Here is a 24794-nt window from a genome sequence, read left to right as displayed (position 1 = left end):
TGTCTGAGGAGTGGTCGTGAAACGGATATTGGTTACAGGGGGCTGCGGCTTCATTGGCCGGCATGTCGCCCAGGAACTCATCGAGCAGGATTATTCGGTTCGCATTTTGGATGTGCTGCTGGAGCAGGTGCACGCAGGCGAAACAGTCGCCCTTCCCGCCGGGGCCGAGCTGATCAAGGGCGACATTCGGGACCGGGAGGCGGTCGCCAAGGCGCTGGAAGGCGTTGACGCGGTCATTCATCTAGCCGCGGAAGTCGGCGTCGGACAGTCGATGTACGAGATCGCGCGCTATGTCGGCACCAACGATCTCGGCACCGCGACGCTGCTTGAGGCGCTGATCAAACACCCGGTCGAGCGCATTGTCGTCGCCTCATCGATGAGTGTCTATGGCGAGGGCCTCTATGCTACATCGGACGGCCGGCGCATCGACAATGCCCGGCGCAAGGCGAGCGACATCAAAAACGGACAGTGGAATCCGCTGTCGCCGGAAGGCGAACCCCTCTCCCCCCTGCCGACGGACGAGGAAAAGCCGGTCGATCTCGCCTCTATCTATGCACTGACGAAATACGCCCAGGAACGTGCCGTGCTGATCTTCGGCGAAGCCTATGGCATCGATGCGGTCGCGCTGCGCCTGTTCAACGTCTTCGGCGCCGGCCAGGCGTTATCGAACCCCTATACCGGCGTGTTGGCCAATTTTGCTTCGCGTCTCGCCAACGGCCAACGTCCAATGATCTTCGAGGATGGCGAACAGAAACGCGATTTCGTCCATGTGGATGACGTCGCCCGCGCCTTTCGTCTTGCGCTGCAGCAACGCCAGGCAAGGGGTCACGTCATCAACATCGGCAGCGGCCGAGCCTATGCTATCAGCGACGTCGCGCGGGTACTTGCCGAGGCCATGGGAACGCCGGACCGCTCGCCAGAGTTGCTCGGCAAGGCGCGCTCCGGGGATATCCGCAACTGCTTCGCCGATATTTCCAAGGCCCGTGAGCTGCTCGGTTTCGAGCCGAGGCAACAACTGGAGAATTCGCTCGCCGATTTCGTTTCCTGGGTGCGCAACTCGTCCGCCATCGACCGCGGCGCCGACATGAAACGCGAGCTTGAAGAACGTGGGCTGGTGTCATGAATACGCGCAATCGACGCGACGCGCCCGTCGCCATTGTCGGCGGCAGCGGCTTCATAGGATCGAACCTGGCCGACAGCCTGTTGTCGGATGGCGAGCCGGTGCTGGTGATCGACAATCTCAGCCGCCCCGGCGTCGAACAGAACCTTGAATGGCTGGCGCAGAAACACGGAAGCCGCCTCATGGTCGAAACGATTGACGTGCGCGACGCCAACGCGCTTGCGCCCGTTCTGAAGAGTTCCAAGGCGATCTTCCACCTGGCCGCGCAAACCGCCGTCACAACGAGCCTGGTCCAACCGGACGAGGATTTCGACATCAACCTTCGAGGAACGTTCAATGTCCTCGAGGCGGCGCGGCTGAGCAGTGAGTTTGTTCCGGTGGTCTTCGCCAGCACCAACAAGGTCTATGGCAGCCTGCCCGACGTCGCGGTGCGCGAGGACGGCGATCGTTACCTGCCTTGCGACGGCATCATCCAAGCGAATGGCATCGACGAGACCCACGGCCTGGATTTCTGCACGCCCTATGGCTGCTCCAAAGGCGCGGCGGACCAATATGTGCTCGACTATGCCAAATCCTACGGCATGCCCACGGCGGTGCTGCGGATGAGCTGCATCTACGGGCCGCGCCAGTTCGGAACCGAGGATCAAGGCTGGGTCGCGCACTTCCTGCTGAGTGCGCTGACGGGACGTCCAATCACCATTTACGGCGACGGCAGACAAGTGCGCGATATACTGCATGTCTCCGATGCGGTCGCCGCCTACAGGGCCACGCTCGATCGTATCGAGACGACCAAAGGCCAGGCATTCAATCTTGGCGGCGGCCCCGATAATGCGATCAGCCTGCGCATGCTGTTGAGCGAGATCCGTAGCTTGACCGGCCGTGAGCTTTCGATCCGCCATGATGACGAACGCACCGGCGATCAGCCCTTCTTCGTCGCCGACACCCGCAAGATCAAAGCGATGCTTGGCTGGAAAGCTCGTGTTTCATGGCGCGAAGGCATTCGCGATCTCGCAGACTGGCTGCAACAACACCGGCTCCAGCCTCGCCCCGAAGTCGTGAGGTACGTCGCATGAAAATCGCCCTGGTAAACCCGTTCTGGACCTATGACGACAGCATCTATTTCGGCTGCCGCCAACCACATCTCCCGCTGGAACTCGGCTATTCGAAATCCCTCCTCGAAACAGCCAGCCATGAGGTGTTGATGCTGGATGGGCAATTGCAGAAGCTCGACAACTCGGACCTCTCCGAGCGTGTGGCTGATTTCGCGCCTGCAATGACGGTCGTCACTACCGCCCCGACTTATCTGTTCTGGCGCTGCGCACCACCCGAGTTGCGCGTGCCGGCCGATTTCCTCAACCGTCTCGCCGGGCGCGGTGGACGCACAGTCGCGGTCGGGCCGCATGGCTCGGCTACGCCCGCGCCAACCTTGCGCAAGCTTGGCGTCGACATTGTTGTGCGCGGCGAATGCGAGGAAATCGTCGCGGAACTTGCCCGGCGCGACGACTGGAGCGCGGTCCCCTCGACCGCTTACCTGCGCGACGCCAAGGTGGTTTTGAACGGCGGCGTCCACGCCAGCTCGTTTGTCGATCATCCGCCACTCCAATGGCCATCAGACTGGATCGCAGCCCATTCGCATCACCATCACAGGTTCGATGACAAGCAGGTTGGGTTCGGCGCGGAGGTCGAAGCATCGCGCGGCTGCCCCTACAATTGCAGCTTCTGCGCCAAGATCGATTTCCGCGATGCCTATCGCCGCCGAAACCACGAGGCTGTCATAGCGGAAATCGATGGGCTGATTGCCCAGGGGGTCGGCTACATTTATTTCATCGATGAAATCTTCCTGCCGCAAAAAGCGCTGCTGGAAGCGTTGATCCATCGCGACGTGAAGTTCGGTGTGCAGACCCGCATCGACCTTTGGAAGCCCGAGCTGCTGGAACTGCTCGGTGCGGCTGGCTGTGTCTCCATCGAGGCCGGCCTCGAAAGCCTGACCGTGGAAGGTCGTGCGATGCTGGCGAAACGCTGCCGGCTCGGTACCGAGGAACTTGCCGCGCTGCTCGTCAATGCCAGGCGTCACGTTCCGTTCGTACAGGCCAATCTGATCGGCGTCGTCGAGGATGACCCTGCCCTTGTGGACTACTGGCGAACGCACCTGATCGACAACGGCGTGTGGGCCAATGAACCCGTACCGCTTTATCCATATCCGAGTTCGCCAAGCTATCGCGAGCTTTGGGGCGAACCCGACGACCTCGCCTGGGAGCGCGCCCATGATCACTATCTCGCATCATTCCAGAAGTTCAGCGACATCCAGGAAAGGCGCCCGCGTCCGCTGGCGGAACTGGAGGCGACATGTTGCGGACACTGACGCCGCGCTCGCGGCGCATCCTGATGACGGTCGACGCCGTGGGCGGCGTGTGGCGCTATGCGCTCGACCTGGCCAGGGAACTTGTCAACGGCGGCGATAGCGTGGTGCTTGCCGGCCTCGGTCCGCCACCGTCCAGGCAGCAGGCCGACGAGGCGGAGGCTTTCGCGAAGCTGATCTGGCTGAACACGCCCCCGGATTGGATGACCCGCAACGGCGGTGATCTCGACGCGCTGCCGCGGGAGTTGCATGCGCCCATGCGCGACCACGCCATCGACCTTGTCCATTTCAACGCGCCTTCGCAGGCGGCGGGATTCGACGCGCCATGCCCGGTCGTGGTGGTCTCCCATTCCTGCGTGACGACCTGGTTCCATGCGGTCAGAGGACAGGCGGCCGATGGGGCATGGGCCTGGCAGAAGGAGCGCAACAGACGCGGCATGGATCGGGCCGACGCGGTCATCGCGCCGAGCCGCAGCCATGCCGACATGCTAGAGACCTGCTACGGCCCGATCGCGCGCTTGCGTGTGGTCACAAATGGTGCCCGTCCTCTGCCGAAGGCCGAAAAGCATCAACCGCTCGTCTTCGCCGCTGCCCGCTGGTGGGACGAGGGCAAAAATGCGGCGGTGGTCGATCAGGCGGCGTCCCTGACGCGATGGCCTCTGTTTGCCGCCGGTTCGACGAACGGCCCAAACGGCGAGCATGTCAGCTTCAGCCATGCTGTTCCTCTGGGAGCAGTGCCGTCCGATGAGGTGCGTTCGTTGATGGCTCGCGCGGGTATTTTCGTATCGCCATCGCTCTACGAGCCATTCGGCCTGGCCGCGCTGGAAGCCGCCATGTCGGCTACGCCCCTGGTGCTTTCCGATATCGCCACCTATCGCGAACTATGGGACGGGGCCGCGATATTCTTTGACGCGCGCGATCCGCACGATCTCGCTGCCTGCCTCAACCGTCTCTCCAGCGATGCCGAGCTCCGGCGAGAGCTTGGCCAGGCAGCCATCCGACGCAGCCGCAGGTTTAGGCTGACAAAGCAGACAGCGGCTATGCGCGGCGTCTACGACAAAGCGGCCTTAGCGATGGCGGAGCGCTGATCATGCGCTTTGTGTTTTACACCCACTCGGTCGTTTCCGACTGGAACCATGGCAATGCCCATTTCCTGCGCGGCGTCATGCGAGAGCTGGTCCAGCGCCGGCATCAGACTATTGCGCTGGAGCCGGCGAATGGCTGGAGCCGGTCGAATCTGCTGGCTGAGAAGGGGTCGTTCGCCATCGAACGCTTCCGCAAGGATTTTCCCGAACTGATGCCGGTGACCTACGACGCCGGATTTGATCACGAAGCCTGGATTGCCGAGGCCGACGTTGTGATCGTTCATGAGTGGACGGATCCGGAGCTTGTCGCACGTATTGGCCGTGCCCGGGCCGCCGGCGGCAACTTCATCCTTCTTTTTCACGACACCCACCACCGGGCCGTGTCTGCGACCGAGGCACTCTCGGCGCTCCGGCTGGAGCACTATGACGGCGTTCTCGCCTTTGGCGAAACCTTGCGCGAGAGCTATCTGCGCGCCGGCTGGGGCAAGCGCGTCTTCACTTGGCATGAAGCGGCGGACGATCGCCTGTTCAAGCCGCACCCGGAGATCCACCCCACCTCCGATCTGGTCTGGATCGGCAACTGGGGCGATGATGAGCGGACCGCCGAACTCAAGGAGTTTCTGATCGAGCCGGTGCACGATCTCGGCCTTGATGCCGCTGTTCACGGCGTACGCTACCCCAAGACCGCACTTGCGGATCTGGCCACCGCAGGACTGCGCTATGAGGGGTGGATCGCCAATGCCGACGTGCCGAAGGCCTTCGCCGCGCATCGTGTCACCGTTCACGTTCCACGGCGCCCCTATCGCGAGAGGTTGCCCGGAATCCCGACGATCCGCATGTTCGAGGCACTCGCCTGCGGCATTCCGCTGATTTCAGCGCCATGGTCCGATGTCGAGCAGCTTTTCAGGCCCGGTGTCGACTTCCTGTTTGCCGAGAATGGCTCGCAAATGCGGCAACAGCTTCGGACGGTGTTGTCCGACGAGGACTTTGCGGCCTCCCTGGTGACCTCGGGTCTCGAGACCATCCGCTCGCGGCACACCTGCCGCCACCGCGTCGACGAGTTGCTCGGCGTGCTCACGCAATGCGCGAACCGACACACCGCCGTCCCGACAGCCGCAAAGGAAGCCGTCGCATGAAGATCGCATTCTATGGATCGAGCCTTTTGTCGTCCTACTGGAACGGTGCCGCGACGTACTATCGCGGTTTGCTCAAGGCACTTTCGCAATTGGGTTACGAGATCACGTTCTACGAACCCGATGTCTACGACCGGCAGAAGAACCGCGACATCGAAGCTCCCGACTGGTGCACTGTCGTCGTTTATGAGGCGACCCAGCATGCGCTGATGCAGGTCGCGGCACGTGCCGCCGGCGCCGACATCGTCGTCAAGGCGAGTGGCGTCGGTTTCGAAGACGAGGCGCTGCTTCGCGCCGTTCTCGACCACGCCCGCAGCGACGCGCTTGTCGTATTCTGGGACGTGGATGCGCCAGCCACGCTTGCCCAGTTGCGCGACGAGCCGGACCACCCGCTCCATCGTGCACTGCAGGAGATCGACCTCGTGCTGACCTATGGTGGCGGCGATCCCGTTGTCTGGGCCTATCGTGCCATGGGCGCCAAGGAGTGCGTGCCCATCTACAATGCGCTCGATCCCGAAACGCACCATCCGGTCGCCAGCAAAGCGCGTTTTGCCTGCGACCTGGCGTTCCTCGGAAACCGGCTGCCGGACCGTGAAGCGCGTGTCGAATCGTTTTTCCTCGATCCCGCCAGCCAGCTGCCGAAACAGCGTTTCCTGCTCGGAGGCTCGGGTTGGGGCGACAAGCCGCTCCCCACCAATGTAGGCTGGCTCGGCCATGTCGGCACCCGCGATCACAACGCCTTCAATGTCACCCCAAAAGCCGTGTTGAACATCAGCCGCGACAGCATGGCCGCCAACGGTTTTTCACCGGCCACGCGAGTGTTCGAGGCGGCCGGCGCGGGCGCCTGTCTCATCACGGATGCATGGCTGGGCGTGGAACTGTTCCTGAAACCAGGCGAGGAGATCCTGGTCGCGCGTGACGGCGGCGATGTCGCCGAAATAATGCGCTCGCTGACCCCCGGGCGGGCCAAGGCAATCGGCCAAGCCGCACTTCACCGCGTGCTGGCGGACCATACCTACGCGCTTCGGGCGGATGTGGCGGATGCCGTCTTCAAACGTCATTTCGAGCACGGGGCCGTGGAGGCAGCGGAATGACCAAGAAACTGGACATCGTCTTTCTCGGCCTGTCGCTGTCCTCATCCTGGGGAAACGGCCACGCCACGACTTTCCGGGGTCTTTTGAAAGGCTTGCACGGACTCGGTCACCGGGTGACTTTTCTGGAGCGCAACGTGCCCTGGTACGCCAATCACCGCGATCTGCGCGATCCGGAGTTCTGCGCCTTGCGCTACTACGAAACCACTGCGGAGCTGCAACGCGACTACGCACAGTGCCTGGAGCAGGCCGACATCATCGTCATCGGATCCTTTGTTCCAGAAGGACGCCAGGTCATCGACATCGTCGCCTCGCTTTGCAAGGGGCAGCTCTGCTTTTACGACATCGACACCCCGGTGACCCTGGCCAAGCTTTCAGCCGACGATTGCGATTATCTGAGTTCGCGGCAAATTCCGTATTTCGATGTCTATTTCTCCTTCACTGGCGGACCAACGCTCAACCATCTGGCGCAAGACTTCGGCGCGCGCCATGCCGAACCTCTCTATTGTTCGGTCGATCCAGAACGGCATCACCCGACAGGAGATCCGATCCGCTGGGATCTCGGCTATCTCGGCACCTACAGCATGGACCGGCAGACAACGCTGAACGCTCTGCTGCTCGAGCCCGCACGGCATATGCCGAACCTCCGTTTCGTCGTGGCCGGCTCCCAATATCCATCCGACATCATCTGGCCGGACAATGTCGAACGCATCGAACATTTGCCGCCAGCCGATCACGCCGCGTTCTATAGCCGTCAGCGCTACACGCTGAATGTCACACGCAGTTCCATGATCACCGCAGGATGGTCGCCCAGCGTGCGCCTGTTCGAAGCGGCGGCTTGCGGCACGCCCATCGTCAGCGACCACTGGCCAGGGCTCGACAGCTTCTTTCCCGCATCGGCGATCCACACCGCCGCGGAGACGGACGAAGTCATCGATATCCTCGTTGGCGAGTCCGAGCGCGCACGCCTGGCCATGGCCGGCCGGGCTCGCAAACTCGTCCTCGCTTCCCACACCGGTGGGGCCAGGGCTCGCGAATTCGTGGCGGCGCTGACCCAACCAACGGCGACGGCCCTCGATCTCGACATTGGAAGTGCAGCATGAACGGCAGACAGGAGAAAACAGCGATGCGACAGACAAGAAAGGCGCACAGGGCAAAGACGGTGCTTGTTGCCGGCGGCGCGGGTTTCCTCGGTTCGCATCTTTGCGAAGTATTGCTCCGCAACGGCTGGCGCGTGATCTGCGTCGACAATTTTCTGACCGGGCGCATGGAAAACATCATCTCGATCATGGACCGGCCGGGTTTCCGGTTGATCGAGCAGGACATCTGCCGGCCATTGGATCTCGGCGAGCCCGTGGATCACATCTTCAACCTGGCCTGCGCCGCCTCACCGCCGCGTTATCAGGCCGACCCGATACACACCACGCGTACCTGCGTGATCGGAACCCTCAACCTGCTCGAACTCGCTGTCCGCAATGACGCGCGACTGCTGCAGGCCTCGACGAGCGAAGTGTATGGCGATCCGGAACAACACCCGCAAAGGGAGGATTATGTCGGCCATGTGAACTGCACCGGCCCACGCGCCTGCTACGACGAGGGCAAGCGCACCGCCGAAACGCTTTGCTTCGACTATCTAAGGGCCGGCAAGGCCGACGTCCGCGTCGCGCGCATCTTCAACACCTACGGTCCGAGAATGGATCCGGCCGACGGTCGCATCGTCTCGAATTTGATCATGCAGGCGCTCGAGAAGCGTCCGCTGACGATATTCGGCGACGGCCAGCAGACGCGATCCTTCTGCTATGTCTCCGACTTGATTGATGGATTGATGCGCCTGATGAACATCGACCCCAATCCGGGCAAGCCGGTCAATCTGGGCAATCCCGGAGAATTCACCATCGTGCGACTGGCGGCATTGGTGAAGGCGATGACCGGCACCAAGTCGGATCTGAAATTTCTGCCCCTGCCGCAAGACGATCCTCGGCGCAGGCAGCCTGATATTTCGCGTGCGAAAACGCTGCTCGGCTGGTCGCCGAGAGTGCCGCTCAACGAAGGGCTCAAGCTGACGATCGATTATTTCGCGGCGCTCGAAGGCACCGGCATCGGCGATCAGATGACAGGCCTTGCCAAAAGGAGACCCGCAGGCGGGCTGCAGAACCTTCCTGCATGACGCGGGCCGCGGCCGGACCTGCCCGGAGATCGTTCGGAACATCCATCCAACCTTGTAGTTTGGCGGGAGGGACCCGATACGGAGGATCATCCTCATGCAACCCAAGCGACCCGCGAAGGATGTCGACAAGATTGCCGAACGCGAGGCGGCTGCCTATCTGCGGCGCTCCTCGATCACCTATCTCGAGTGCTGCGTCAGCCTGATGATGACGCATCTGCAGCGCGAGGAAGTGGCCGCTATTCTCGAGCAGGAAGCAGACATGCTACGAAGGCTGGATTGATCGAAACGCTACACCTGAGATTCGTCCAGGAATCGTATCAGCCCCGCCCTGTATCGGTCTCCGGTCGCGGCCAGCCTTGCTTTTTCCTGGCCATTTTCGGATTGCGCAGCCGTGCTCCAGAGCCCGATTTGGAACGCCAAATAGCAGGGTTCGAAAAAATCGATGTGGCCATTGTCAATATCGAGCCCCATCCCCTCGACCAATGTCGTCACATCGCTGTCGGACAGTCCATATTCGACACGGGCGCCGGCAATGTCCCACTCTATCGGCTGGCAGCCAATCAAATCGTGTGCCCGGCAATGGTCGACGGCATCTGTCTTGACCACCGAGCCGTCGGCACAAACGAGAAACTCCCACGCGTGAAGCTTTCCGTCGATTTCCACCGGCTGCAGAACATGCGCAGGGGTTTTTTTCGAGAGCCAGCCGCGCAACGTCGCCGCTCGGTTCTCGCCCAGAGCTTCAGATGTATTGAAAACAGCCATTTCCGTGAGTGCGAGCAATGATGCACCCGGTTCGCAGGTTCGGAGATTGAGCGCCCGCCAGGTTAGATAGCGCGCCAACTCCGCGACCAGCCTTCCTCTTGGCAGCGGCGCCTGGTCCATCGTGGTGCCGTCAATCCACCGTTCGACCAGAAAGCCGTGGCAAAGCCCGACCACTTGCGATCCGAACCCGGCTTTCCCCAACATTTCCGCGGCTCGTCTCTTACGCCGTCCGGTTTCGCCGAGGCCGGCGAATTTGACGAGCCAGCGACCACACCCCGCGGACGCCAGGAATTTACGCCGCTCGATGCCGCGCGGGCTCGGCGGCCAATGCTTTTCGTCGACGTAGTGGACGCTCCTCCATTCGCCACCAGACAGTTCGGTCAGGCGTAATTCGGGGCTGCCGACCGCCTCGGCCACCCATTCGCTAAGCGTGGGAATGTTCGAGCTTTCGGGGAAGGTGCATTCGAGCGCCGTCGCCACATGTTTCGGACAGCGCGACCATGTCTCCCTGGCCTCCCGTGACGCTTCGATGCCCGGGTCGCCAGGATGGCTGGGAAACAGGTGAATGCGGTCCATACCAATACCCAGTTCCCGCAGCCACGCGACGACGGCGTGCATCGAACTGCCGGACAGACCGGGACCTTCGTCTACAACGGCGAAGCGTGCCGATGGATTGTTCTTCCAGGAAGCGATCGAGCGCGGATCGGCATTGATGTGCCTGCGGAAAGGATGGCCGACCGGACGAACGCTGAACGGCGCCGGCGCGCCAATCGCGGCAGCCACTATGGCGGCAAGCCCCAGGCCGATGCTGCGGATGCCGATCACGCATGTGTTCGCATCGAGACCTGACTCCTGCGCCGCTCCCAAATAGCTTTCGGGATAAAGCGCGTAATGCGCGTAACCCTCGGCAGAACCGGTCAGAACCTCAGCCTCGCAATCCAACCCGTCCAGCAGTTGGAGAAGTCCCGGCTCGATGCCACCGCCCACGGCGAAACCGCTTCGCCACGACTTCGCCACCTCTGCCGCAAGACCAACCAGCAATCTGGCGCCTTGCTGTTGCCGCGGCGAAAAGATGTCGATGCCCCTGTTCTCGAAATCGACATCGGCAAGCGCGCGAACCAGTTCCGATACGCTGATGAATAGGCCGACCAACGCGGCATGGCGTCGGACGCCATGAGCCATGCGGTCCAGACTTTGAGCAATTTCGCTCGCAGCATCGCGAAGCCGTTCTGCGCTCTGCCTCCGCTTCTGGTCGCCGTAAACAATCATCGATCGGTTTTCCAATGCTTCGCCTTGCGGCAACGCAGCGAGCGCTGCTTCGATCCATGCTGTCTTGCGCAATTTTTCGGCAGGCCAAGGAACATTCCGGCACGCTGGTGGTTCGGCTGCAGGAACTTACCTTTGAACAGCATAGGGCGGCAGTTTCGTGGGATCGAAAAAGGTTCGTGTCGGTATCGTCGGGGTCGGCAATTGCGCATCCTCCCTGGTGCAGGGCCTCTCCTATTATCGTCACGCAAAAAGCAACGAACCAATCCCAGGGCTGATGCATGCCGACCTCGGCGGTTACCATGTCGACGACATCGAGATTGTCTGCGCATTCGACGTCGCCAGGAGCAAGGTTGGCCTCGACGTCGCTGAAGCAATCTACGCCGCCCCGAACAACACGTTCCGCTTTGCCGATGCGGCGGCAAACGGCGTTCGCGTCGAGCGCGGACCGACACTTGACGGCATCGGAAAATACTTGCGCGACGAAATCGAGGAGGCGCCGGAGCCGGTTGCCGACGTCAGCGAAATCCTGCGCAACAGCGGCGCCGACGTGCTGGTCTCTTACCTGCCGGTGGGCTCCGAGGAGGCGACGCGCTTCTACGCCGAATGCGCGCTTGAGGCCGGCTGCGCCTTCGTCAACTGCATACCCGTTTTCATCGCCTCACGTCCGGAATGGCGCCGGCGCTTCGAGCAGCGAGGGCTGCCGCTGGTCGGCGATGATATCAAGAGCCAGGTCGGGGCGACCATCGTTCACCGCCTGCTGGCCAATCTCTTCCGCGAGCGCGGCGTGCGCATCGATCGCACTTATCAGCTGAATTTCGGCGGCAACACCGACTTCCTCAACATGCTGGAACGCGAGCGGCTGGAATCAAAGAAAATTTCCAAGACCCAGTCCGTGGCCAGCCAGTTCGATGTTCCCCTGGAGCCGGGCAATATTCATGTCGGACCCAGCGACCACGTACCGTGGCTGACTGATCGCAAATGGGCCTATATCCGAGTGGAAGGGACGACCTTCGGCGGCGTGCCGCTCAACGCCGAGCTCAAGCTGGAAGTCTGGGATTCTCCAAATTCAGCCGGCGTGGTGATCGATGCGATACGCTGCGCCAAGCTTGCGCTCGATCGCGGCATAGCGGGAGCACTGACCGGTCCCTGCAGCTATTTCATGAAGTCGCCTCCCGAACAGTTCACCGACGCCGAAGCGCGGCAGCGCACGCTCGCCTTCATCGCCGGCAAGGACGAGCCTTTGCTGGATGCCGCGGAATGACGACAACGTTCTTTTTGATCCGTCATGCAGCGCACGACAATGTCGGCTCCTATCTTGCAGGACGGATGGATGGCGTTTGCCTTGGCGAGGCTGGGAAGGCGCAGGCCGCGCATCTTGGTGGCCGCATGGCCCGGGAGCCGATTGAAGCCATCTTGTGCAGCCCGCGTGAGCGTACGCAAGAGACGGCCGTGCCGATCGCGCTTGCCTGCGGCGTCGGTGAGATTGCGATCTGCGCCGAACTCGATGAGATCGATTTCGGCGATTGGTCGGGAAAGACCTTCGACGAGTTGAACGGCGACGCCGGCTGGCGGGCGTGGAACGACCAGCGGCAGGAGGCCAGGACACCGAGCGGCGAGACCATGCTGGATGTCCAGGAGCGGATCGTCGCACTGATGAACGCAGTGCGCGAGCGGCATCCGAACCAGTGTGTCGCCCTGGTCAGCCACGCCGACGTCATCAAGGCCGCCGTCTGCAAGGTGCTTGGCTTGCCGGTCGGCGACTGCTTCCGCTTCGACATCGATCCAGCCTCGATCACGACGATCGTGTCGGGTGACTGGGGCTCCAAGCTCCTGCGAATGAACGAAGCTGCCTGACGAGGACTTTCCGGATGCAGATGGTCATTTTCGGTCTCACTGTTACATCATCATGGGGCAACGGCCATGCCACGCTCTGGCGCGGACTGATCCGCGCCCTGGGTCGGCTGGGATGGTCCATCACCTTCTTCGAACGCGATACCCCCTACTATGCCGGGACGCGTGATCTCGATCGGCTCGATGGCGGCAACGTCGTCATTTATCCGGACTGGGAAGACATCCGTCGCGTTGCGGAGCGGGCAATGAAGCAAGCGGATGTCGTCGTCGTTACCTCCTACTGTGCCGACGCCGTGGAGGCCTCGCGGCTGGCGCAGCAGACAGGTCGCGGATTGCGTGTCTTCTACGATCTCGACACTCCGGTCACGCTTGCCCGCATCGAGCAAGGCGAGCGTCCGCCCTATTTCGGACCTGAGGGTCTTGCCGATTTCGACCTCGTTTTGAGTTACACCGGCGGCTCTGCGATCGAGGCGCTTAAGTCGGTTTTAGGCGCGCGTCACGTGGTGCCTCTCTATGGGCATGTCGATCCCGACCAACACCGGCCGGCAGAGAAGCGGGCCGAATTCGCCGGTGATCTGTCCTATCTCGGAACTTACGCGGCGGATCGCCAGGCCGGCGTCGAAAAGCTGCTAGTCCGCCCGGCCGCGCGCCTGCCCGACCACCGTTTCATCATTGGCGGCGCGCAATATCCGCAGGAATTCCCATGGAGTGACAACATCTTCTTTGTCAGGCATCTTCCGCCAGCCGACCATCCGGCTTTCTTCTCATCATCTCGCCTGACACTGAACGTCACCCGGGAGGCGATGGCGCAAAAGGGCTGGTGCCCGTCGGGACGGCTCTTCGAAGCGGCCGCGTGTGGGGCTGCCATCGTCACCGATGCATGGCCGGGCCTGGCCGAATTTTTCGAACCCGGCCGCGAAATATTGTTGGCGCATGACACCGATGATGTGGTCGCCGCATTGCAATTGCCGGAGTGCGAGCTCGACGGCATTCGAAGGCGTGCCCGCGACCGGGTCTTGGGCGAACACACTTCCGCACGGCGCGCGGCGGAACTGGATCGCATCCTGAACGATGCCTTTCAAAGATCTCCCGGCGAACCGATGAGGGAAGCGGTCTGATGTTGGGCATCGTACCCGCTGCCGGGCGCGGCAGCCGCATTCAGCCGCTCGGCTTCTCGAAAGAGCTGCTGCCGGTCGGTAGCCGGATCGATGGACAGACCGAGCGTCCCTGCGCCGTGAGCGAGTATCTGGTACGGCGCATGGTGCAGGCCGGCGTCGACAAGATTTGCTTCATCATCGGATCGGGCAAATCCGACATCCTTGAATACTACGCCGCCGGCTACGGTGACGCGGCGGCTCTCTTCGTGGTGCAGCCGAACCCCGTCGGTCTGTGCGATGCGATCTTCCGGGCGGCGCCCCTCGTCGCGCCCGACGAGGTCGTCCTGGTCGGCCTTCCCGATACGATCTGGTTTCCCGAGGACGGTTTCCGCCATTTGCCCGACGATCAGCTCTCATTTCTGCTTTTCCCGGTGGATCAGCCGGAATTCTTCGACGCCGTCGTCATCGACGTCCACGAGCGCGTGATCGAAATCCAGGTCAAGCGGCAGGATGCCGCCACGAACTGGGTTTGGGGTGCGTTCAAGATGCCGGGCCATATCCTGCATCAGCTTGCGGCACTCTGGCGTGAGCGGGAGCGCAGTGACGAATATATCGGCACTTTGGTCAACGCCTATATTGCGGCCGGCGGTACAGCTTTTGGTGTCAGGGCTGGGTCGGACTATGTCGATGTCGGCACTTTCAACGGCTATCGCACAGCGCTGCGGTTGCTTGAAAACGACGCCTCATCCGCGCACCGCCGGCCCACCATGATCATGCCCGGCGCGCAGTCGCATGTACCCGTCGTTCCTGGCGAAGGAGCCTGAGCCATGCTGCATTCCCATGCCGAAATCCGCCGCCGCATCGATGCGCTCGGCCCATGGTTCCACAACATGGAACTTGCCGGCGTCGAAACCGCTCCCAACCATTTTCTGGGCAACTACCCGCTGATCAAATGGCGCAAATTTGCCAATGCCATTCCCGCTGATCTGACAGGCAAGGCGGTACTCGATATCGGCTGCAATGCAGGATTTTACTCCATCGAGATGAAACGGCGAGGTGCTGACCGTGTCCTCGGCATCGATTTCGATGACGCCTATCTGGCCCAAGCTCGCTTTGCGGCCGAGGTTGCCGATTGCGAGATCGAATTCCAGAAGCTTTCGGTCTACGACGTCGGCTCGCTGCGCGAGACATTCGATGTCGTGCTGTTCATGGGGGTGCTTTACCATTTGCGCCACCCCTTGCTCGCGCTCGACCTGATCCGCGAACATGTCGCCCGTGACCTGATGATCTTCCAGTCCATGCAGCGCGGCAGCGCGGATCTGCCCGAGTTGGAAGAAAACTATCATTTCTGGACGCATGACCTGTTCGACCAGCCGCAATTTCCCAAGCTGCATTTCATCGAGCACCGCTATGCCGACGATCCCACCAACTGGTGGATTCCAAACCGCGCCTGCACCGAAGCGATGCTGCGCAGCGCCGGTTTCGAGATCGTTCTGCACCCCGAGCAGGAGGTCTATTTCTGCCGCGCAGCCGGGGACCCGGCCGGCGGCGGCGCCATCTATCCCTCGAAAGGACAGCTCCATGATTGAAGCCGCCATGATCTGGAACGAGCCCAACAACAAATCGCATTGGGACCCAGAGCTCGATCCCGATTGGAGCCGCTTTGCCAGGATGGCGATCTTGTCGGCTGACGCAATCGCGTCGGAGAACCCGTCTTTGACGAAAGTACTCGGTGGCATCTCGCCGATAGATCCGGGCTTTATCACCCGCATGAAGGAATTCGGCGTGCTGGACCATGTCGATGCCGTCGCCGTGCACGGCTTTCCGCTCGACTGGAACCTGTGGCAGATCCACGAATGGCCGCAGAAGATCGGCGAGATCGCGACCGTCACCAACCTTCCCATCTGGGTCAGCGAAGTCGGCGTATCGACCTTCGGCGCGGAAGAAATCCAGGTCTGGGGGCTCAAGCGCACCGCCGAGTTGCTGATTGGCAACGCACCACGTATCCAGTGGTACAGCCTCTACGATCTTCCGCGCGAATGGGAAGCAACGACGCGGCATCGCGAGGCGGAGGGCTCTTCTTACTATCGACATTTCCACATGGGGCTGCTGCGCCAGGACGGCACGCCAAAACCAGCGCTGGAGGAGTTCCTGCGCTACTCGCCCGCAATGGGGCTGGTGCAGTGGTTTCATTTCGAGGACCCCCGGCTGGACGATGCTGTCGCCTGGATGAAGCGGCTGGGCGTCACCAATATGCGCACGGGGCTTTCCTGGGCAGACAGCTTCCGACCGAACGCGCTGGACTGGTTCGACCGGCAGATGGAGGCACTCGCCGATTTCGACGTGACGGTCACCTTTTGTTTTACACCGGAGCATCGGGGAATGATGCCCCACCACACCAGCCCGCCACTGGTGCCGGAGGAGTTCGCGGAATTCTGCGCAACCATGATCCGCCGCTATGCGCCCGGCATGGCGTCCAATTCGCTCCCGACGCGGCGGGCCTCGGCAGCGTGAAATGTCATGCTACCGATGCATCAGACGCCCGACACATTGGACGAATTAGCGGCACCATCGACAGGTGGTGCGGCGTACGGGACCGAGGCCCAACCAGCCGCGGCGCTCACTGTCCTCAATGTCGCCTACCCTCTCGCACCCGTCGGACCCGATGCTGTCGGCGGTGCCGAACAGGTTCTGTCGATGCTCGATCGGGCGCTGGTTCGCGCCGGCCACCGCTCTATCGTCATTGGCTGCCGCGGCTCCAGCGCGAGCGGTACCCTTGTGGAAATACCGGCTGAAAACGGCGTGCTCGACGAGGCGGCGAAGAGCCGCGCGCAGCAGGCTCATCGCAAAGCGATCGCCGCTGCCCGCGCCCGATGGCCGATCGATGTGGTTCATCTGCACGGCATCGATTTTCATGCCTATCTGCCCGACGATGGTCCGACCCTGGTGAGCCTCCACCTGCCCTTGGACTGGTATCCGGCCGAGGCTCTGCGACCGACGCGCGACGACCTGTGGCTCCATGCGGTCTCGCCCACCCAGCAGCAAACGGCGCCACCAGGGGCCAGACTGGTGGCGCCGATTCCCAACGGCGTTGACATCGAAGCACTGAGCCTGGTGCAGCCGAAGCGAGACTTTGCCCTGGTTCTCAGCCGGGTCTGCCCGGAAAAGGGCATTCACCTGGCCCTGGACGCGGCCAAACAGGCGGGCGTGCCCCTGGTCATCGGCGGCAAGGTCTACCCCTACGAAACACATACGCGCTACTTTCGCGACGAGGTCCAATCCCGTCTTGATGCTCGCCGCAGCTTCTTGGGCCCGCTCGGTTTTAACGCCAAGAGGCGCTTTCTCAACGCAGCCCGCTGTCTGGTCATTCCAAGCCTCGCCGCCGAGACAAGCTCGCTTGTCGCCATGGAGGCCCTCGCCTGCGGTACCCCGGTGGTCGCATTCCCGAATGGTGCGCTTGCGGATGTAATCGAGCACGGCAGGACGGGCTTTCTCGTCAATACAGTCGACGAGATGGCCCAAGCCATTCTTGCGGCGCCCAGCCTGGACGCCGAGGCGTGCCGGGTGGAGGCGCGACGGCGGTTTTCGCTGGAACGGATGATCTCGTCGTATATGGCTGCCTATCAGGCGCTGGCACAACTTGGCACAGATTGCCGGCGCTTCGCTGCGGCACCGTGAGAAAAGCAGTGTTGCGCAGTGAAATCATCGATGACCCCGTAAAATTCGATGCCTTGACGCCGCACTGGTGGAAACTGTGGGAGCAGAGTTCCTGTGCGACGCCGTTCCAATCCCCCGCCTGGCTGGTGCCATGGTGGCGCGCATTCGCACCCGGTGAACTGGCGACAGTCGCGGTCTGGCGTGGCGGCGATCTGGTCGGGCTGGCGCCACTCTATCTCGAGCATGGAACGGCCGGTTCGAAGCTGCTTCCGGTCGGTATTTCGCTCAGCGATTATCTGGACATCCTGGCTGTCCGGGATATCGAGGCGGCGGTCGTGTCCACAATTGCCGAAACGATCTGCTCGGTCGGGTGGTCACAATGGATATTGTCTGATCTGCCGCAAAACAGTGCCGGTCTTACGATCGCGCATCCCGGTTTAACGGTCGAGAGGCCGGTAATTCATGCAGCCTGCCCCGTGCTTGCTGTTGCCGGCGACGACACGTTGGCCGGCTGCGTTCCCGCTCGGCGCAGGCGCCAGTTGCGCCGGGCGCGCCAAGCGGCGTCCAGACGCGGCCGGCTCGCGTTGGCGTCAGCCCGGGGCGATCAGAACTTCCTGAACCAATTGATCCGCCTGCACCATGCACGCTGGGTTGGACATGGAGGTGGTGTATTGGCCAACCCCGCCGTGCAGCACTTCCATGGGCTTTCACTTCCCTTGCTCGATGCTCACGGTCTGGTCCGATGCTGGTTGCTCGCGATCGATGGCACGACTGTCGCCGCCTATTACGGATTTCACCACCGCGGCCGCGCCTATGCCTATCTCGGCGGCCTCGATCCTGCTTATGCCGAGGAGAGCCCAGGGGCGATCCTGATCGGCCACGCGATCGCGGAGTCGATCCGCGAGGATGCGCGCGAGTTCGACTTCCTGCGCGGCCAGGAGGCCTACAAATACGGCTGGGGCGCCGTTGACAGGTGGACGATGCGGAGGATCTGGACGCGGAGTTGATGTCATGAGTGTGCACGCGCAGCGCCGGACATCGGTCAGACGGGCGGTCGAAGGTTGTGTGGCCGATGGTGCCTGCGCCGAAGCTGTTCTCGTCAGGCTGGCGCTTCACCTGCCGCCCACAATTGAAGCGGCGGAATTGGCGGAGGTCGTGCTGAAAGTCCGTCCGGCGGATACCGGCGATGCTGAAAGACTGCGAAAGGTCGCTGGACTGCTGCGCCACAAACCGGGCGTCCTTGCCACTTTGCGAGCGACAGGCGGCGCCGTTCGGCATGAACGCGGTAACGGCGAGACGGATATCGCCGTCGTCACGCGGCTGGCCTCGAGTTTTGATGCCGCGGCAGCAATTTCGACAGCCGCAAGTGTCCAGTTAGGATCCCTTGGCGATGACAAGCGGCTGACAGCCATGACCGACGAAATCGTTGAATGGCTCGAGGCGCGAGAATTCACCGGAATTGAACGAGACATTCTCGACATCGGTTGCGGCATCGGACGTTTCGAGCGCGCGCTGTTCAATTCCTTCAAGCGGATGGTCGGCATCGACATATCGTCGCGGATGATCTCTATCGCCTCCGAGCAATGCGCAACGCTCGGCAATGTCGAACTGCGCCAAACCTCCGGTCTCGATCTGGCCGACTTCGACGACGACAGTTTCGATTGCGTGTTGGCGGTCGACAGCTTTCCCTACCTGGTCCTGGCCGGCATGGCTGAGCGGCTTTTCGATGAAATTGCGCGCGTTCTCAAACGGCCGGGCCGGCTCGCATTGCTGAACTATTCTTATCGCGGATCGCTTTCTTTGGATCGGGCCGACATCGGCCGTCTTGCGCAAGCTCACCAATTGCGGGTCGTCATCGACGGCGAGAAGCCGTTTCGGTCATGGGATGGCGACGCCTTCCTGCTTGCTGGGTGAGACGGAACATTACAGCGCGATGCCGGTTCGGGCGTCGGCACCGATCGGTGTCCTGAATTCGAAGGAGGAGATCATGGCATCCGGCAGCAAAAAGCATTTCGGACAAGGCAGCCAAGGCAAAGGTGCCGGCGCCGGCGCAATGACCACCTTGGACAAGGACAAGATCGAGGAAAACGCGGTTTTGTCCAACCGCGACAGGAAGCAACATGGCCGAGAGCGCGGGCTGGACGGCAATCGAACCAAGTCCGATCAATTTCAGGATCACGCCGCAAACCGGTTGCTGAAGGACTGACGCCACCGCGCCGCGTCTTGCCGCGGCACGGAGAAAAAACTGTGCAAGGGCCGCCGGTGAGCCTCTCGGCGGTCGACAACGCCTTGTAGTGCCGAGCGCTCATCATCAGACTTGGATCTAGGGATGCTATCAAGAGAACGTGATGTCTCATTCGAGCGACGATACCACGGATCTGCTTGTCGAGATGGCAGTGGATCAGGAGATTGCTTCCCTGCTGGCCGCCATAGAGCAGGAAAAGATACCAGACCGCCTATCCAAGCTGGCGATCCAATTGCAAAATGCTCTCGTCGAGAAGCGTCGGCGAGACGTGAAGAGCTGATTATCTGCGGCTGTCGACCTCTATATCGAGCTGACCATCCGACAGCTGATTTCGCCTTTCTATCAATGTCTGCAACGAGCTCTCCCCGAGTAGCTCAAGGATGTTGGCGCGGGCACGGTTCAGCCGGCTCTTGACCGTCCCTACCGCGCAGCCGCAGATTTCGGCGGTTTCCTCGTAGCCCACTCCTAAAACGCCGATCAGCATCAGCACCTCGCGCTGATGTTCGGGCAGCTTTTGGATGGCGCCGTGAACTTCCTTGCTCTGAACGGTCCATTCCTGGGTAGCTTCCGAAATCGGTCTCGAAGACGCGCAGTCTAGAAGGCCTGGCGCTTCCCGTGCAGCGATCTTGATCCGGGTGTAGTAGGTGTTGCGCATGATGGTGAAGAGCCACGACTTCATGCGTGTACCAGGTTCGAACTTGTCGATGTTGGCGAGCCCTTTGGTCAACGTTTCCTGCACCAGATCGTCGGCATCGTCTGGAACGCGGCAGAAGGTGCGCGCGAAAGCCCGCAGGGCAGGTATCAGATCAACGATGGAAACGTCATTGGTTTGTTGGTCGGCCAAGAGATAGCCTCCGGATGACAATGGTCCAGCTCCCAGAAGAAAGAGTGAATGAACGAAGCCAGAGCTAAATGCATGGAAGTTTGGTTCGTTCCCGCCGTTGGAAACAACTCTTCGAAAATTCCACCGGGCGCGAACACGCCGACTACGGTCTTCCCCCAACCACGCCCACTTCAAAGGAACGAAACACCATGCCGAGCTTCATTCCCGGGAAGTCTCGCCGGTGCGTTTGGCTGTGCAGGGCATGGACCGAGTCGTGCGGCTGGTAACGCGCAAACCACTGCTGACAAACCTATTGGCGAACCACGTGGCGAACTCGGCTACCATCGATACATAGCGATAATGGTTGGCCCGGAGACATGTTAGAGTCATTTATTTTGTTAACTTATTGGCGCGGGTGAAATCCAGCAATCGGTCGTAGTTGCCGGGCGGTCGGCCAACGAACATGCTCGTCCAGCACTTGCTCTATTCTGCCCTCCGATCGGGCTAAGCCGATGAAATACCGGGTTGATTCACCCCTCACGACGTCGCCGAACGGCATGCTGTCGCGTACAATCTGCAGCTGCTCTCCGAAGCTGGCTGTTGCGGTGCTGTGCAACTCGCTTTGGCGAAGATCACGGATGACGATCAGCGCTTGAGTGAGCGCCCGAACCGGTCCTCGATCCGCGACTGAAGGAACTCGAGCCCCATCGAGAGCAGCCAATAGATCATCGAGGCGGTGATGAGCATCTCGATGTGGCGGAACTCGGTCTGGCCCTGCGTGCGTGCGAGATACATGATCTCCCAGACCCCGACCACCGAGACCAGCGAAGAATCCTTCAGCATCGCAATGAACTGGTTGCCGGTCGGCGGCACGATGACGCGCATCGCCTGCGGCAGGATGACCAGGAACATCGTCTGGTTAGCGCTAAGGCCGAGTGCCGTAGCACCCTCGGTCTGGCCGCGCGAGATGCTTTCGATGCCGGCCCGGAAGATCTCGGTCATGTACGCGCCGTAGCAGAGCGACAGCGCCATGATGCCAGCCGGCACGGCGCCGATCACGTAGCCAATCTGCGGCAGGCCGAGATAGATGATGTAGATCTGCATCAGCAACGGCAAGCCACGAAACAGAGAGGTATAGAAGGTCGCCAAGCCATAGACCACGCCGTTGCGGGAAAGTTTGGCGATGGCGCCAACGAAGGCGATGAGGGTGGCGATGGCGATCGAAATGGCCGAAATGTAGAGGGTCGTCACCACACCCTTCGAGACGAGGAAGCCGATCTTCTTGGCGATGAACGCGAAGGACAGGTCGAAGGAATAGAAAAACAACATTAGCAACACGAACAGCTCTATCCAAACTGCCACAATCTGCTGTTTGCGGCTGAGATACCGCAGCGCGTTCCAGTTCGCCACCAAGATCAATGCGATCAGCACCGCCGAGACCGCCCGCCCGACGTCCGGGTTGGCGGCGAGCCACTCGACCGACCCCGGAACGAGCTTGCCGAGCCAACTGGCTTTGATGCCGAGCCCATACAGGCCGGCGGCGATGGCGGCGAGCACGAAGAACACGCCAACGCGGCGCGCCGCGTCCGGGTGGTTGAGCAATAGTCGGCCGATCACGTCTTCGATCTCCCTGCGGTCAGCGGGCCCGCTCGCGCCACCAATCCTGCGCCTGCAGCTTCCAGTAGGTGAGTTGCGCAACCGCAAGTCCAGCCGGGCCGCCCGCCCAGGCAAGGCCGAATGGTGCAAACAGCCGGTAACGGTCCGATTGTCCCAGTATGGCTTCGGCGATCAACTTGCCGGCGATCGCCGTGGTGTTGATGCCATGGCCACCAAAAGCCGTGAGGTACCAGACGCCCGGCTGCAACGGGCCTATCTGGGGCATCATGTGCCGGGCATAAGACATGAGCCCGGACCAGGCGAGTTCGGTCTTGAGGTGTTCGAGCTGCGGATAAGTGGTGACCATCTCACGGCGCAATTGCCTCGCCAACACGCCCGATGAGGCTGCCCGGGTGGTGATGCGCCCTCCCCAGAGCAGCCGCCTGCCGCCTTCGACAACACGGTAATAATCGCCTGCGCGACGGTTATCGCCGACGGCGTCGGTCGTCGTAATCGCCTTGGCGATGAGGTCAGGCGCCTCCTCGCTCACCATAACGTAAGTGGCGATAGGCAGGAATGCCCGCTGCAGCCGGCCGACCAGTGGGCCCGTATATCCGCCGGTGGCAACTACGGCCTGGCGGGCGCGCACTTCGCCGCTGTCGGTACGCAAGATCTTTTCGGCGCCGTCAAGGTTGGCTTCAACGGCAGCCGTTCTCTCGTATATCCTGCCGCCCAGCCGCTCGATCTCGCCAGCAACGGCGCGCAGATAGTTAAGCGGATGCATGTGGAAGGCGCTGGGATCGCGCAGGCCTTGGTGGTAGCGATCCGAATGCAGCACCGCTCGCACCTGGTCGCGATCGAGATAGTCGAGCCGGTAGTCGAAATCCCGCGCCAGTTGCTCGGCATATGCCTTGAGCACGGCGCCGCCATCGTGGCGAAGCACGCTCAATATACCGGAGCGCGGCTCTGCCGCCTTGACGTCGAGATCGCGGATCGTCTGCCGCACGAAGTCGACGCCTTCGATGGACAGGCGGTGCAGTTTTTGTGCCGCGTCGACGCCGGCCATCGCGGCGATGTTGTCGGTGCCGGTGGCGAAACCGGGATTAACGAAGCCGCCATTGCGACCGGAAGCGCCGAATCCTATCCGCTGCGCCTCAAGCACGACGACCTGCTGGCCGGCGCGAGCCAGCTGCAACGCCGTCGTCAGGCCGGCCAGTCCGCCGCCGACAACGACTGTCTCGCACTCGGAAACGCCGCTCAGCGGCGGTCTGATGGTGTTGTCGGCAAGCGTGCGTCGGTAATATGTGTCAGGACATGTCATGATCAATATGATGAGGTGGCGGCACTAGAGCATTTTGCAGGCAGGCGGAGCCGCCCGGTGTCGTGGAAATGCGGCTGAAACAAAACAGATGGAGCGGGATGTTCAATTGAATGCACCCCGCTCAAGCTTTATCCACGATGCCTCTCAGTCAGAGCTGTAATCCTTGCCGTACCACTTGGTGGTCAGTTTCGCGAGGGTACCGTCCTTCTTCATCTCGTCGAGAATGCCGCCGATCTTGGCATTCCACTCGGCATCACCTTTTTCCGCGATCACCACCAGTGGCTCACGGAAGGCATAGCCGCCTTCCAGGACACGCAACGGGTAGCCGTTCTTTATCGCGTTCTGAGCCGTCTGTTCTGGTGCGATGACCGCGTTGAGGCGCACGCCGTCGCCGAGCCTCAAATCGTCGAACGGCAGCATTGAGTCAGCGAAAGTCCTGATCTCACCGGGCTCCAGCTTGTATTCGATGGGCGGCAGGCCGGGAGCATCGATCTCGAGTTGTCTACGGATGAAATCCTCCGACGTGGTGGCGGTCTCGACGCCGATGATCTTGCCGTTCAGGTCGGCGACCGATTTGGCCGGGCTGTCCTTGTGAACCACGTAAACGTAGGGGCTATAATAATAGATGCCTTCGAAATCGATCACCTTGGCCCGCGCTTTGGTCGGCGTCACCGAGCCGACACCCAGATCGTAGCGTCCCTGCCAATGGCCGCCCGTCATCGTCGCCCAGTCCGGCGTGTCGAAACTGACCTCGACACCGAGGCGCCTTGCGATCTCTTTCGAGACGTCGATGTCGAAGCCGACCAACTGATTGCTGTCGTCGAGGAAACTCTGCGGCGGCCAACCGCTGTTTGTGGCGACCACCATTGCCTTCTTCGAGGTAACCCGGTCGATGGTTTCACCCGCCGACGCCGCAGACGCGAACGCGAGCGTGGTAGTGGCCAAGGCCAGCCACGCGATCAATTTCCTCACTTGAACCTCCCTCTTCATCGTTATTCAGACATGCTTCCCAGAGCGCGCTCCCGTAGAGAAATAGCAATTGAGAGCGCGGCATGAGATCGATCTCATATCAGCACACATATCGACGAGGGGATCAAGTCCTTTTTCAAGTAGCCAGTTGTCCTCCGGGGGCGCAAAGCATCGGCACCCGCACGGTGCGGCGGAACCCGCGTTTGATGTGACGCGCGTGACTTTCAAGACAGAGGAAACGAAGATCTA

The 24794-nt window shown here is 61.6% G+C and carries 25 protein-coding genes; 20 read left to right on the top strand and 5 right to left on the bottom strand.

Features of this window, described 5'->3' with window-relative positions:
* The first annotated feature begins 16 nt into the window (after positions 1 to 16).
* The 9 genes from X771_RS153625 to X771_RS153665 all read left to right on the top strand — a co-directional run bounded on the left by X771_RS153625 (position 17) and on the right by X771_RS153665 (position 9235).
* Positions 17 to 1123, top strand: coding sequence for an SDR family NAD(P)-dependent oxidoreductase (locus tag X771_RS153625; RefSeq protein ID WP_023681102.1), 1107 nt, complete (start codon positions 17 to 19; stop codon positions 1121 to 1123).
* Positions 1120 to 2193, top strand: a complete 1074-nt coding sequence (locus X771_RS153630) for a GDP-mannose 4,6-dehydratase (RefSeq protein WP_023681101.1) — start codon at positions 1120 to 1122, stop codon at positions 2191 to 2193. The genes X771_RS153625 and X771_RS153630 overlap by 4 nt, the downstream gene beginning before the upstream one ends.
* Positions 2190 to 3482: a TIGR04295 family B12-binding domain-containing radical SAM protein gene (locus X771_RS153635; RefSeq protein ID WP_023687796.1), complete on the top strand. Its 1293-nt coding sequence runs from the start codon at positions 2190 to 2192 to the stop codon at positions 3480 to 3482. Before X771_RS153630 ends, X771_RS153635 begins: the two co-directional genes overlap by 4 nt.
* Positions 3467 to 4567, top strand: a complete 1101-nt coding sequence (locus X771_RS153640; protein WP_023687795.1) for a glycosyltransferase family 4 protein — start codon at positions 3467 to 3469, stop codon at positions 4565 to 4567. The genes X771_RS153635 and X771_RS153640 overlap by 16 nt, the downstream gene beginning before the upstream one ends.
* A 2-nt stretch (positions 4568 to 4569) precedes the next feature.
* On the top strand, positions 4570 to 5700 hold the full coding sequence (locus X771_RS153645; RefSeq protein WP_023681098.1) for a glycosyltransferase: 1131 nt from the start codon (positions 4570 to 4572) through the stop codon (positions 5698 to 5700).
* Positions 5697 to 6791: a glycosyltransferase gene (locus X771_RS153650; protein ID WP_023667985.1), complete on the top strand. Its 1095-nt coding sequence runs from the start codon at positions 5697 to 5699 to the stop codon at positions 6789 to 6791. The genes X771_RS153645 and X771_RS153650 overlap by 4 nt, the downstream gene beginning before the upstream one ends.
* Entirely contained in the window at positions 6788 to 7891 is a 1104-nt protein-coding gene (locus tag X771_RS153655; RefSeq protein WP_023681097.1) for a glycosyltransferase, read from the top strand. Before X771_RS153650 ends, X771_RS153655 begins: the two co-directional genes overlap by 4 nt.
* Before the next feature lie 23 nt (positions 7892 to 7914).
* The gene (locus tag X771_RS153660; RefSeq protein WP_023681096.1) at positions 7915 to 8955 is read left to right on the top strand and encodes a UDP-glucuronic acid decarboxylase family protein; all 1041 of its coding nucleotides are present in this window, start codon (positions 7915 to 7917) and stop codon (positions 8953 to 8955) included.
* Positions 8956 to 9049: 94 nt separating this feature from the next.
* Positions 9050 to 9235 carry a hypothetical protein gene (locus X771_RS153665; protein ID WP_023667982.1) on the top strand — a complete coding sequence of 62 codons (186 nt, stop codon included), beginning with the start codon at positions 9050 to 9052 and terminating at the stop codon, positions 9233 to 9235.
* Between the two features lie 8 nt (positions 9236 to 9243).
* On the opposite strand, the gene X771_RS153670 is transcribed toward X771_RS153665, so the two are convergent.
* Positions 9244 to 11058: a hypothetical protein gene (locus X771_RS153670; RefSeq protein ID WP_245262557.1), complete on the bottom strand. Its 1815-nt coding sequence runs from the start codon at positions 11056 to 11058 to the stop codon at positions 9244 to 9246.
* Between the two features lie 85 nt (positions 11059 to 11143).
* Here X771_RS153670 and X771_RS153675 point away from each other — a divergent pair, with 85 nt between their 5' ends.
* The 11 genes from X771_RS153675 to X771_RS1000000166685 all read left to right on the top strand — a co-directional run bounded on the left by X771_RS153675 (position 11144) and on the right by X771_RS1000000166685 (position 20116).
* Positions 11144 to 12247 (top strand): myo-inositol-1-phosphate synthase, encoded by a 1104-nt coding sequence (locus X771_RS153675; RefSeq protein ID WP_023681094.1) that lies wholly within the window; start codon positions 11144 to 11146, stop codon positions 12245 to 12247.
* On the top strand, positions 12244 to 12840 hold the full coding sequence (locus X771_RS153680; RefSeq protein ID WP_023667978.1) for a histidine phosphatase family protein: 597 nt from the start codon (positions 12244 to 12246) through the stop codon (positions 12838 to 12840). Before X771_RS153675 ends, X771_RS153680 begins: the two co-directional genes overlap by 4 nt.
* Before the next feature lie 14 nt (positions 12841 to 12854).
* A complete protein-coding gene (locus X771_RS153685; RefSeq protein WP_023687793.1) occupies positions 12855 to 13955 on the top strand; it encodes a glycosyltransferase in 1101 nt (366 codons plus the stop codon).
* Positions 13955 to 14758, top strand: coding sequence for a sugar phosphate nucleotidyltransferase (locus X771_RS153690; RefSeq protein WP_023687792.1), 804 nt, complete (start codon positions 13955 to 13957; stop codon positions 14756 to 14758). Before X771_RS153685 ends, X771_RS153690 begins: the two co-directional genes overlap by 1 nt.
* Positions 14759 to 14761: 3 nt before the next feature.
* Complete coding sequence (locus X771_RS153695) at positions 14762 to 15523, top strand: TIGR04290 family methyltransferase (RefSeq protein WP_023687791.1); 762 nt, start codon at positions 14762 to 14764, stop codon at positions 15521 to 15523.
* Complete coding sequence (locus tag X771_RS153700) at positions 15516 to 16448, top strand: beta-xylosidase (protein WP_023687790.1); 933 nt, start codon at positions 15516 to 15518, stop codon at positions 16446 to 16448. Before X771_RS153695 ends, X771_RS153700 begins: the two co-directional genes overlap by 8 nt.
* Positions 16449 to 16454: 6 nt before the next feature.
* The gene (locus X771_RS153705) at positions 16455 to 17612 is read left to right on the top strand and encodes a glycosyltransferase (RefSeq protein ID WP_031202573.1); all 1158 of its coding nucleotides are present in this window, start codon (positions 16455 to 16457) and stop codon (positions 17610 to 17612) included.
* An 8-nt stretch (positions 17613 to 17620) separates the two neighbouring features.
* Positions 17621 to 18598, top strand: a complete 978-nt coding sequence (locus tag X771_RS153710; protein WP_245262552.1) for a GNAT family N-acetyltransferase — start codon at positions 17621 to 17623, stop codon at positions 18596 to 18598.
* Positions 18599 to 18602: 4 nt separating this feature from the next.
* Complete coding sequence (locus X771_RS153715; protein WP_023687787.1) at positions 18603 to 19505, top strand: class I SAM-dependent methyltransferase; 903 nt, start codon at positions 18603 to 18605, stop codon at positions 19503 to 19505.
* 73 nt (positions 19506 to 19578) lie between these two features.
* Positions 19579 to 19797: a hypothetical protein gene (locus X771_RS153720; RefSeq protein ID WP_023687786.1), complete on the top strand. Its 219-nt coding sequence runs from the start codon at positions 19579 to 19581 to the stop codon at positions 19795 to 19797.
* Positions 19798 to 19939: 142 nt separating this feature from the next.
* Complete coding sequence (locus X771_RS1000000166685; protein WP_023667969.1) at positions 19940 to 20116, top strand: hypothetical protein; 177 nt, start codon at positions 19940 to 19942, stop codon at positions 20114 to 20116.
* On the opposite strand, the gene X771_RS153725 is transcribed toward X771_RS1000000166685, so the two are convergent.
* The 4 genes from X771_RS153725 to X771_RS153740 form a co-directional block, all read right to left on the bottom strand.
* On the bottom strand, positions 20117 to 20680 hold the full coding sequence (locus X771_RS153725; protein ID WP_023667968.1) for a sigma-70 family RNA polymerase sigma factor: 564 nt from the start codon (positions 20678 to 20680) through the stop codon (positions 20117 to 20119). It lies immediately after the preceding gene.
* A gap of 624 nt (positions 20681 to 21304) precedes the next feature.
* Positions 21305 to 22276: an amino acid ABC transporter permease gene (locus X771_RS153730; protein ID WP_023687785.1), complete on the bottom strand. Its 972-nt coding sequence runs from the start codon at positions 22274 to 22276 to the stop codon at positions 21305 to 21307.
* A gap of 19 nt (positions 22277 to 22295) precedes the next feature.
* Positions 22296 to 23576, bottom strand: coding sequence for an FAD-binding oxidoreductase (locus X771_RS153735; RefSeq protein WP_023687784.1), 1281 nt, complete (start codon positions 23574 to 23576; stop codon positions 22296 to 22298).
* A gap of 144 nt (positions 23577 to 23720) precedes the next feature.
* Complete coding sequence (locus tag X771_RS153740; protein WP_023687783.1) at positions 23721 to 24548, bottom strand: transporter substrate-binding domain-containing protein; 828 nt, start codon at positions 24546 to 24548, stop codon at positions 23721 to 23723.
* Between the last annotated feature and the right edge of the window lie 246 nt (positions 24549 to 24794).

Source organism: Mesorhizobium sp. LSJC269B00 (assembly GCF_000502815.1).
In the GTDB taxonomy this organism is placed as follows: domain Bacteria; phylum Pseudomonadota; class Alphaproteobacteria; order Rhizobiales; family Rhizobiaceae; genus Mesorhizobium.
Note: the sequence above shows the minus strand (reverse complement) of the source record. Positions and strands in the feature narration are given on the sequence as shown.

Bases quoted from the DNA above. Each gene is read 5' to 3' on its own strand.
- X771_RS153685 (WP_023687793.1), top strand. From the start codon at position 12,855: ATGCAGATGGTCATTTTCGGTCTCACTGTTACATCATCATGGGGCAAC.
- X771_RS153735 (WP_023687784.1), bottom strand. From the start codon at position 23,576: ATGACATGTCCTGACACATATTACCGACGCACGCTTGCCGACAACACC.
- X771_RS153715 (WP_023687787.1), top strand. From the start codon at position 18,603: ATGAGTGTGCACGCGCAGCGCCGGACATCGGTCAGACGGGCGGTCGAA.
- X771_RS1000000166685 (WP_023667969.1), top strand. From the start codon at position 19,940: ATGTCTCATTCGAGCGACGATACCACGGATCTGCTTGTCGAGATGGCA.
- X771_RS153650 (WP_023667985.1), top strand. From the start codon at position 5,697: ATGAAGATCGCATTCTATGGATCGAGCCTTTTGTCGTCCTACTGGAAC.
- X771_RS153655 (WP_023681097.1), top strand. From the start codon at position 6,788: ATGACCAAGAAACTGGACATCGTCTTTCTCGGCCTGTCGCTGTCCTCA.
- X771_RS153645 (WP_023681098.1), top strand. From the start codon at position 4,570: ATGCGCTTTGTGTTTTACACCCACTCGGTCGTTTCCGACTGGAACCAT.
- X771_RS153630 (WP_023681101.1), top strand. From the start codon at position 1,120: ATGAATACGCGCAATCGACGCGACGCGCCCGTCGCCATTGTCGGCGGC.
- X771_RS153680 (WP_023667978.1), top strand. From the start codon at position 12,244: ATGACGACAACGTTCTTTTTGATCCGTCATGCAGCGCACGACAATGTC.
- X771_RS153640 (WP_023687795.1), top strand. From the start codon at position 3,467: ATGTTGCGGACACTGACGCCGCGCTCGCGGCGCATCCTGATGACGGTC.
- X771_RS153700 (WP_023687790.1), top strand. From the start codon at position 15,516: ATGATTGAAGCCGCCATGATCTGGAACGAGCCCAACAACAAATCGCAT.
- X771_RS153705 (WP_031202573.1), top strand. From the start codon at position 16,455: ATGCTACCGATGCATCAGACGCCCGACACATTGGACGAATTAGCGGCA.
- X771_RS153690 (WP_023687792.1), top strand. From the start codon at position 13,955: ATGTTGGGCATCGTACCCGCTGCCGGGCGCGGCAGCCGCATTCAGCCG.
- X771_RS153665 (WP_023667982.1), top strand. From the start codon at position 9,050: ATGCAACCCAAGCGACCCGCGAAGGATGTCGACAAGATTGCCGAACGC.
- X771_RS153695 (WP_023687791.1), top strand. From the start codon at position 14,762: ATGCTGCATTCCCATGCCGAAATCCGCCGCCGCATCGATGCGCTCGGC.
- X771_RS153720 (WP_023687786.1), top strand. From the start codon at position 19,579: ATGGCATCCGGCAGCAAAAAGCATTTCGGACAAGGCAGCCAAGGCAAA.
- X771_RS153635 (WP_023687796.1), top strand. From the start codon at position 2,190: ATGAAAATCGCCCTGGTAAACCCGTTCTGGACCTATGACGACAGCATC.
- X771_RS153660 (WP_023681096.1), top strand. From the start codon at position 7,915: ATGCGACAGACAAGAAAGGCGCACAGGGCAAAGACGGTGCTTGTTGCC.